The sequence below is a fragment of the Roseburia sp. 1XD42-69 genome (assembly GCF_003612565.1).
GTDB lineage: Bacteria > Bacillota > Clostridia > Lachnospirales > Lachnospiraceae > Roseburia_B.
In genome coordinates this window covers 1-8,921 of the sequence record NZ_RAZG01000095.1, presented here as the reverse complement: position 1 = coordinate 8,921, position 8,921 = coordinate 1, and the positions used below count along the sequence as shown (strand labels likewise).

Below are 8,921 nucleotides of genomic sequence, written 5' to 3'. Positions count from 1 at the left end.
GGACTTGTAAATGCGAAAGTGGATTTGCATTTTTTGAGAGTGAAAAAGCGAAAATCATTTTTTGCGTGACAAAAAACAGCGGGAAGCCAGTATTTATGCGGCTTCCCGTTTGCTGTGCTTGCAAAATGCTTGCAGTTTTTCCTTGTCACATCATGGTTATAAATGGTACAATGTTCATACGGAAACAAACAATTTGTATGATGATATATAGAGCCAAGAAAACAATCCAAAGCCGGATGCAATAAATATACGAAGGAGGCATGAGAATGGGTAACTTTACTTTTCTTGAGGATAGATGGAGCGATTTAGCAAAGCTGGGCGATCTGTCTGAAAAATACGTTTACTCAGATCCGAATACATCCATTATCAAACAGGGAATGTTAGCAGAAGTCATGGTAAAGTATATGCTTGCCTATGACGGGATCAAAGAACCGGATTATGACAATACCCATGCCAATCGTATTCGACTGTTAAAGAAAAATGACCTATTGCCGCATGAGATTAATAATACATTGTATATTTTGCGGAAAGACCGTAATAATGCAGCTCATAACGGAACGGACGAGGGCGAAAAGGCATTAAATAATCTACCGCTGTTGTATGAACTCTGCATATGGTATATGCAGACCTATGGGGATTACAGTTACAGTCCTGCGGAGTATGTTCAGCCGGAGGATATTACGGTTAGTCTGGATGAATTGGAAAAGGAAAACCGGGAGCTGGAGGAACGTAATAAAGCATTACTCATTGAATTGCAGCAGATTCAGAAGGCTGGAAAATCGGACAGTGCAAGAAGGGCAATTGCTTACAAAAAAGCGATGAAAGTAAAACTTTCCGAGGCACAGACGAGAGAATTGATTGATGAGCAGCTCCGCAAAGTTGGATGGGATGCGGATACGGGGGCAATCCGTTACTCCAAAGGGATTCGGCCAGCCAAAGGCAGGAATCTTGCAATTGCGGAGTGGCCGACCGATTCCGCAACAGGTCATGGAGGGTATGCGGATTATGCACTCTTTATTGGCGAAAAAATGGTTGGGATTATTGAGGCGAAGAAAAAACATACGAATGTTTCTTCCGTATTGGATGGTCAGTGTAAAGAGTATGCAAGGAGGATTAAGGCAGAGCATGAAAAATATTTGCTGAAGCAGTATGGGGAGTATAAGGTTCCGTTCCTGTTTGCTACGAATGGCAGGGATTATATCAAACAGTATGAAGAAATGTCTGGCATTTGGTTTTTAGATACCAGACAGCAGTTTAATGCTTCAAAGGCTCTGGCAGGATGGCCAAGCCCGGAGGGGTTGGAACAGGATTTGGAAAGGGATATAGCGGAAGCAGATCGAAAACTTGCAGCTACAGGGTATGAGATATTAGAAGATTCCAACGGATTGGGGCTGCGTTACTATCAGATCGAAGCGGTTAAGGCAGCCGAGAAAGCCATTGCGGAACATAAAAATACGGTGCTGCTTGCCATGGCAACGGGAACCGGAAAGACAAGAACGGTTCTTGGCATGATTTACCGCTTTTTGTCTGCGAAACGGTTTAAAAGAATTCTATATCTGGTTGACAGAACAGCCCTTGGAGACCAGACAATGGATACCTTCAAAGAGGTAAAGCTGGAAGATTTAAAAACGCTGAATCAATTATATGATATCAAAGACCTCGGGGAAAAGGAATTTGAAAAGGATACTCGTGTCCACATTGCAACGGTTCAGAGTCTGGTAAAACGTATTCTTTACAATGAAACGGATGTCAGTATAGGAGTGTCGGACTACGATTGCATTATCGTGGATGAAGCACACCGAGGATATATTCTGGATAAGGAAATGGGCGAAGATGAAGTGCTTTATCGTAATCAGGATGATTTTCGCAGCAAATACCGGGCGGTCATTGATTATTTTGATGCGGTTAAGATTGCCCTTACCGCCACCCCTGCTCTTCATACAACACAAATCTTTGGAAAGCCGGTATATTCCTATGATTACCGGACAGCCGTAGTGGATGGCTATCTGGTAGACCACGATGCACCCCATATTATCAGGACGAAGCTTAGCGAGGAAGGGATTGTCTTTGAGGCAGGGAGCACTGCTCCTATCTATGATCCTGTGACCAATACGGTTACCAATAGTGATGAGTTGGAAGACGATTTGAAGTTTGAGATAGAGGATTTTAACAGAAAGGTAGTCACAAAAGGCTTTAATGAAACCGTTTTAGCTGAGATGGCCAAGGACATTGATCCAAATGAAAAGGGAAAAACCCTTATTTTCGCAGTGGATGATGCCCATGCGGATATGATTACAAAGATTTTGAAAGATTATTATTCCGAGCAGGGAATTAGCGAAGAAGCCGTTATGAAGATTACCGGTTCCATAGAAAATGGCAATCCGGTAAAAATTAAAGAAGCAATCCGGCGGTTTAAGAATGAAACATTTCCAAACATTGTTGTAACCGTTGATTTACTGACCACAGGCATTGATGTGGAGGAGATCGTCAATCTGGTATTTCTGCGGAGAATCCGTTCTCGTATTCTTTTTGAGCAGATGCTTGGACGTGCCACCAGACTATGTCTGGGGATTGGGAAAACACATTTTGAAATCTATGATGCCGTTGGGGTATATCAGGCGTTAGAACCAATGTCTACGATGAAACCAGTTGTGGTCAATCCAAAGGAAACTTTTGAAGATTTAATAGATGGTATCGACAATCTGGAAAGCGACAGGGCAAGAGGGAATCAGATAGACATTATTATTGCAAAAATTTTGCGAAACAAAAATAAAATGCCAGAGGAATACAGGGAGCAATTTAAGTCTCTGTCAGGAGGGGAATCACCGGAAAGCTTTGCAGATACAATCCGCAATATGCCAACAGATCAGGCAGTGGAAACTGTGAAAAAGTGTCGGGATGCATTTGCTTATGTGAGGGGGATTCCGCAGGAAAGACCGAAGTTTATCAGTGATGCAAAGGACGAGATAAGCAGCCACGAAAGAGGTTATGGTGATGCTGCAAAACCCGAAGATTATCTGAGGGAGTTCCATGCTTTTATTGACAGCAATATCAATAAGATTGCTGCATTGAATATCGTAGCGACCAGACCGAAAGAATTGACCAGACAGTCATTAAGAGAACTGAAATTGATTCTTGACCGGAATCATTTCAGCGAGACTATGCTTCAGACAGCGTGGAAGCAGATGACGAATGAAGATATTGCCGCAGATATTATCAGCTTTATCCGTCAGAAAAGCATTGGAGATGCCTTAGTCAGCAAGGAGGAACGGATTCATTCTGCGATTATGAAGACAAAGGAGGCACATCCGGAGTTAAGCAAGGTACAGCTTAATTGGCTGGAACGGATAGAAGCCTATTTGTTGAAAGAAGCTGTGCTGAATAAGGAGACTTTTGAGGCACCGCAGTTTAAAATTAAAGGCGGTTATGCAGCGGTTGATAAAGCATTTGGAAATAAACTGGATGCAATTATTGATGAAATCAATAGCTATATGTATACCGCATAAAAGTGTGAGAAGATGTTCTAAAATCGACAAAGCATTATGAAGGCTTTGCCGAAGAACATCTAAGTTTCACACTGGAAAAATGCTAACGCATTTTTCGGTTAATACAAGAGCCGATGAAAGCGGCATGGAGGATGACTATGACAAATGCAGAAATTGTATCAAAGTTATGGAATCTTTGTAATGTACTTCGTGATGATGGAATCACCTATCATCAGTATGTGACGGAGCTGACCTATATTTTGTTTTTGAAAATGGCAAAGGAAACAGGTTCGGAAAAGAATATTCCGGAAGATTACCGTTGGGATGCATTAAAAATTAAAGAGGGTATGGAGTTAAAGCGTTTTTATGAAGAACTGCTCAGGGAACTTGGAGAAAACTGTAGTGGACGTGTGCAGGAAATTTACCAAGGGGCAAGAAGCAATATAGAGGAGCCGGCAAATTTAAAGAAAATCATTACGAACATTGATGAACTGGACTGGTATTCGGCAAAAGAGGAAGGTCTGGGGAATCTGTACGAGGGCTTGTTGGAGAAGAACGCAAACGAAAAGAAGTCCGGAGCGGGACAGTATTTTACGCCGAGGGTGCTCATAGATGTGATGACAGAACTGATTGCACCACAGCCGGGTGAACGGTGCAACGACCCGGCATGTGGTACGTTTGGCTTTATGATTGCGGCTGACCGTTATGTAAAAGAGCATACCAACGACTGGATGGACTTAACAGAGGAAGAAGCGGCATTTGAGCAGAAGGAGGCATTTACCGGAGCAGAGCTGGTGCATGAAACACATCGGCTTGCACTAATGAATGCAATGCTTCACGATATAGAAGGGAAAATTTATCTATGTGATACACTATCCAATCAAGGGAAGGTAATGCATGGATTTGATGTGGTACTTACTAATCCACCATTTGGAACTAAGAAAGGCGGTGAGCGGGCAAATCGGGATGACTTTACCTATCAGACAAGCAATAAGCAGCTTAATTTCTTACAGCATATATACCGTTCTTTGAAAGCAGACGGTAAGGCAAGGGCAGCAGTTGTACTGCCTGACAATGTATTGTTTGCAGACGGTGAAGGCGAGAGGATTCGTGCTGACCTTATGGATAAATGTAATCTTTATACGGTGCTTCGCCTGCCGACAGGTATTTTCTATGCACAGGGAGTCAAGACAAACGTACTGTTTTTTAGAAGAGGAACGACTGACCACAATAATACAGAGGAAGTATGGTTTTATGACCTCAGAACCAATATGCCATCTTTTGGCAAGACAAATCCGCTGAAATATGAGCATTTCAAGGACTTTATAGCGGCATATACCGCAAAAGACCGTCATGCGGTAGAGGATGAAAGATGGAATGTTTTTACCAGGGAGGAATTGGGAAATACCTTGGATAAAGGCTTGATTCGGGATGATTCTGTGCTGGATTATGAGGATTTGCCAGATCCGATTGAAAGTGGGGAGGAATGTATTTCCCAGTTGGAGGAAGCAGTGGATTTGTTAAAGAGCGTGGTAAAGGAGTTAAAGTCTCTGGAAAGTACAGAGGTGTAGCATGGCGAGAGGAAAGAAGAAAGAGGAATTGACCTTAGAGGAGAAGCTGGAGCGGGCGTTGGTGCCGGTGGAGGAGCAGCCGTATGAAGTGCCGGAGAATTGGTGCTGGACTATAGTGGGAAATCTGGTAGACTTACATAGAGGAGTTTCATATAAAAAGAATGAAAGTCATTTAGTTAAATGTAAAAATGACTGTTTGGTAATGCGTGGTGGTAATATTTTGGAGGGGGCTATTGATATTGAGGCAGAAAATATATATGTAGATAAATCTTTAGTTAAGTTTGAACAATATATACAAGAAAATGATATTATTATTGTATCGTCAACGGGTAGCAAGAAAGTAATTGGAAGAGCAGGAATATCATTTGCTAATTATTCAGATGTGTCATTTGGAGCATTCCTGATGTTAGTCAGACCCAAACAAAAGCTCTGTAAAAGATATGTAGATTATTATTTTCAATCTCAAATTTACAGAGAAAGAATACGTCTTTTGGCGAGTGGGGTAAATATAAATAACATAAGAGCAGAATATATTATGAAATCTCCGATACCTTTACCACCATTACAAGAGCAGCAACGTATTGTAGAGCGAATAGAGAACTTATTTGCTAAATTGGATGAAGTGAAAGAGAAGTTAGAAGATTCTTTAAGGATTTGTAATGAAAGACGAAATTCTATTTTGCAAAAAGCATATTCAGGAATATTGACAGAGAAATGGAGACGGAATCATTTAAACATAAAAAATTGTGTAATAGATAACATTGAAAAGTATTCGTTGAATTTATCAAAGAGAGAAAAAAAATTCATAGAAGATGGTCAAAGCAAACTTAATGAAATAACAATGAGTTCTAATGTCTGTTGGTATCAGGGGAATATAGGTGCAGTTTCGATTGTTACAAATGGCAGTACTCCATCAAGAAAATGTGATAATTTTTGGAATGGCGATATTCCATGGGTTAGTTCAGGAGAGGTAAGAAACAATGTTATTGCATACACAGAAGAACGAATTACGCAGGAGGGATATGATAATTCATCTGTGAAATTACTTCCAATAGGTACAGTATTAATTGCGATGATTGGGGAGGGAAAGACAAGAGGACAGAGTGCCATTCTGAATATTGAGGCAACTACTAACCAAAATATTGCCGCAATTGTTATAGAACATGGACAGATAAATTCTAAGTTCCTTTGGTACTGGCTACAAAAACAGTATAAGAGGAATAGAGAAAAGGGAGTTGGCTCAGGTCCTCAAGCGTTAAATTGCCAGCGGGTAAGAGAATTGGATTTTATTATCCCGCCATTGGAGGAACAAAATGAGATTGTTAAGATAATAGATAATTTAATGAATAAGGAAAATTCTATTATTGATTCAATTGAAACTACTTTGGAGAATGTTGAAGGTATAAGAAAATCAATTCTTGCTAACGCATTCCGGGGGGAATTAGGAACAAATGATTCAGATGAAATGTCCGCAATCGAATTACTTAAAACAATACTTGTAGAAACATAGCATGGAGGTGTATGTATGCCAAAAAGTTCATTGGAAAAAGCATTAGAAAAATATCAAAAAGAGGCAGCTAAGAATGTCAAGAAAAAAATCCAAGCAGATAAAAGATTAGCGGATAAACAGCGAAGGGAAGCTAATAGACAGGCTCAAATAGATGCAAGAAGAGAGAGGGCAGCTTCCATCGTAAATGGGCAGCCAACTGTCGGCGGACTGAAAATTATTGATTCCACAGCAGAAGAGTTAGTAGCTAATATTTGTGATGGTTATAAAAGGAATGATTTTAAACTGACAAATAATGATATTAGAATTCCTGAGTATTTGGAACGTGATTTGCAATTTGAGTTTGAAAAACTTAAACAGTATGGTTTGATTTCGCAGTATGCTTACTACATATCTGGTATCTGGGAAATAAGTATTCTGCCAAGTATATTATCATATTTTCAAGATAAGGAGAACGCAATGAATCAAGAACAAAAAACAAGCAGTTATACAAATATTTTTAATGGAGATGTATCCGATATTCAGATTCAACAAGGAACAAAAAATTCTACACAAACCAAGAATGTAAATAATGAATTTGATTATGATGCAGTAGGAAAAATTATTGAACAAATAAGGAAATATGATGGAATGTTGGATTCGGAATTTGGAGAGAGTGCAAGTGAATTGAGAGAAAAAATGGAAGAAATCTTAGTGTTAGTCCAAAGACAAGAGAATCCTAGCAAAATACAAGTTTTGTTAGCAGATATAAAAAATCTTGCCATGGGTGTAGGGGGAAGTCTTATTGCGTCTGGAATTTTGAGTCTATTATAAAAAATAATAAAGCAGGAGATAAGTATGGGCGGTATAGTGTTGGAATTACAAAAGGAAGCATTGGATGAAAATATTTCTATAGAATCTTTGCTTAGAAAAGCTTATTTAGTGGCAAAAAAGCTGAAACTTAAAGATTTAGAAGAGTGGATAAATCAAGAACAAAATGGATATGAAAATCATCTGCCAGAGTATCGCAATGTTAGAGGGGAAATAAAAGCTTGGAATCCGTATAATGGTTGGATACCAATGATTTTATCAGCAGATATAGCAGATGAAGTTTCATGTATACCGTTGGGACTTTCTATCTCTGCAATATCGGATTCATATAATTCGAGTGACGGCTCAGTGTGTTTAACGGTAAATGCTGCTTTGACAGAGTTTTTTAACAATTCAACAGATTTTATGCCGACAAAATATGCATTTTTTGTTTCTAAAAGTGAAATGTATAGAATTATGAGTACGGTTAGAAATAAGATATTGGATTGGGCATTATTGCTTGAAGAGAATGAGATATTGGGAGAAAATATGACCTTTACTGAAAAAGAAAGAGAGATTGCATCAAGCACACAGGTTATAAATAATTATACAAATAATTTTTATGCTGATGTAAAGGATATTGGCATTCAACAAGGTAATGATGAGTAAAAAGTATTTAGTTAAAAATTACAAGAAACCAGTATTAAGGTGGATTCCCATAGTTCTTGTTAGAAAGCTTAATTGTAATGTAATATATACGAAAGAAAAATAGCTTATAGGTTTCTCTGCTTACAGAAGTTTATTGATAGTATGGATTTTGAAATGGATTCGTGTATGTAATTAGTGCGTTTTTTATTAAATTTTGACATCTTGCTTCCTCATTAATAAAACACTGTTCACAATTTTTAAGATAGGGACTGGGAAAAGGACAGGTAGGGCAGGTTAGCACAGGTGTCATATTATTATTGAATATTTTAAGCATCAATTTATATGCAGCGGTCAATGTATAGAGATTCGCATTTAACAAATTCCTTAAAATATCTAATTTTTTATCATAGTCATTGTAATTTAAAATACTTATAAAAACATTTGGATGAGTATATTTATTAGTTTTTGATGAAATAGTCAATAAATCTATAGGAATACTTTCATTGTACATTTGGGTTGCTATTTTATATTTTTTTGGAATATTACATGATCCATGGAGTATGGAATTGTATTTTGGATCATATTGATTATTCCGGTTATTGCAATGTTCCATTACTGTTAGATAATCTGGATCATTACTGAGATTTACCAAATCAAGAAAAGCTTCGATAGAATGGCGAGTATTTCGTTGAAGGACGGAAAAACCTAGACATTCTAAATCGATATCGGCATTGTATAACGAAAAGTAGTTTGCAGAAAAATCTTCTTTGATATAGAAAAAAAGCATATATTCTTTTGTCCCTAGAATGGTAGAGTTCATATTTATTAATGTTTGCATTGAAGAATTACTTGTGAGTTAAAAGTTTGTACCACTAAGAAGCCAGAAAATCCCAGTGTTTTTCTGACTCTTCCTGTAGCTCA

The 8,921-nt window shown here is 38.3% G+C and carries 6 protein-coding genes; 5 read left to right on the top strand and 1 reads right to left on the bottom strand.

All coding sequences use genetic code 11. The features are described 5' to 3' along the window. Nucleotides 1–266: 266 nt before the first annotated feature. The 5 genes from hsdR (at nucleotide 267) to D7Y06_RS22360 (ending at nucleotide 8,021) form a co-directional block, all read left to right on the top strand. Nucleotides 267–3,506, top strand: a complete 3,240-nt coding sequence (gene hsdR / locus D7Y06_RS22380) for a type I restriction-modification system endonuclease (RefSeq protein ID WP_120409787.1) — start codon at nucleotides 267–269, stop codon at nucleotides 3,504–3,506. A gap of 137 nt (nucleotides 3,507–3,643) precedes the next feature. After that, nucleotides 3,644–5,056 (top strand): class I SAM-dependent DNA methyltransferase, encoded by a 1,413-nt coding sequence (locus D7Y06_RS22375; protein ID WP_120409786.1) that lies wholly within the window; start codon nucleotides 3,644–3,646, stop codon nucleotides 5,054–5,056. Nucleotide 5,057: 1 nt separating this feature from the next. Then, nucleotides 5,058–6,566, top strand: coding sequence for a restriction endonuclease subunit S (locus D7Y06_RS22370; RefSeq protein ID WP_120409785.1), 1,509 nt, complete (start codon nucleotides 5,058–5,060; stop codon nucleotides 6,564–6,566). A 15-nt stretch (nucleotides 6,567–6,581) separates the two neighbouring features. After that, nucleotides 6,582–7,376 (top strand): hypothetical protein, encoded by a 795-nt coding sequence (locus D7Y06_RS22365; protein ID WP_120409784.1) that lies wholly within the window; start codon nucleotides 6,582–6,584, stop codon nucleotides 7,374–7,376. Between the two features lie 24 nt (nucleotides 7,377–7,400). Then, nucleotides 7,401–8,021, top strand: a complete 621-nt coding sequence (locus D7Y06_RS22360) for an AbiTii domain-containing protein (protein WP_120409783.1) — start codon at nucleotides 7,401–7,403, stop codon at nucleotides 8,019–8,021. 130 nt (nucleotides 8,022–8,151) lie between these two features. Here the strand turns inward: D7Y06_RS22360 and D7Y06_RS22355 are convergent, their stop codons facing one another. Further along, nucleotides 8,152–8,838 (bottom strand): hypothetical protein, encoded by a 687-nt coding sequence (locus tag D7Y06_RS22355; RefSeq protein WP_120409782.1) that lies wholly within the window; start codon nucleotides 8,836–8,838, stop codon nucleotides 8,152–8,154. Nucleotides 8,839–8,921: the final 83 nt, after the last annotated feature.

Excerpts from the sequence above, each read along its gene's own strand:
- hsdR (WP_120409787.1), top strand. The coding sequence starts at position 267 with ATGGGTAACTTTACTTTTCTTGAGGATAGATGGAGCGATTTAGCAAAG.
- D7Y06_RS22375 (WP_120409786.1), top strand. The coding sequence starts at position 3,644 with ATGACAAATGCAGAAATTGTATCAAAGTTATGGAATCTTTGTAATGTA.
- D7Y06_RS22370 (WP_120409785.1), top strand. The coding sequence starts at position 5,058 with ATGGCGAGAGGAAAGAAGAAAGAGGAATTGACCTTAGAGGAGAAGCTG.
- D7Y06_RS22365 (WP_120409784.1), top strand. The coding sequence starts at position 6,582 with ATGCCAAAAAGTTCATTGGAAAAAGCATTAGAAAAATATCAAAAAGAG.
- D7Y06_RS22360 (WP_120409783.1), top strand. The coding sequence starts at position 7,401 with ATGGGCGGTATAGTGTTGGAATTACAAAAGGAAGCATTGGATGAAAAT.
- D7Y06_RS22355 (WP_120409782.1), bottom strand. The coding sequence starts at position 8,838 with ATGCAAACATTAATAAATATGAACTCTACCATTCTAGGGACAAAAGAA.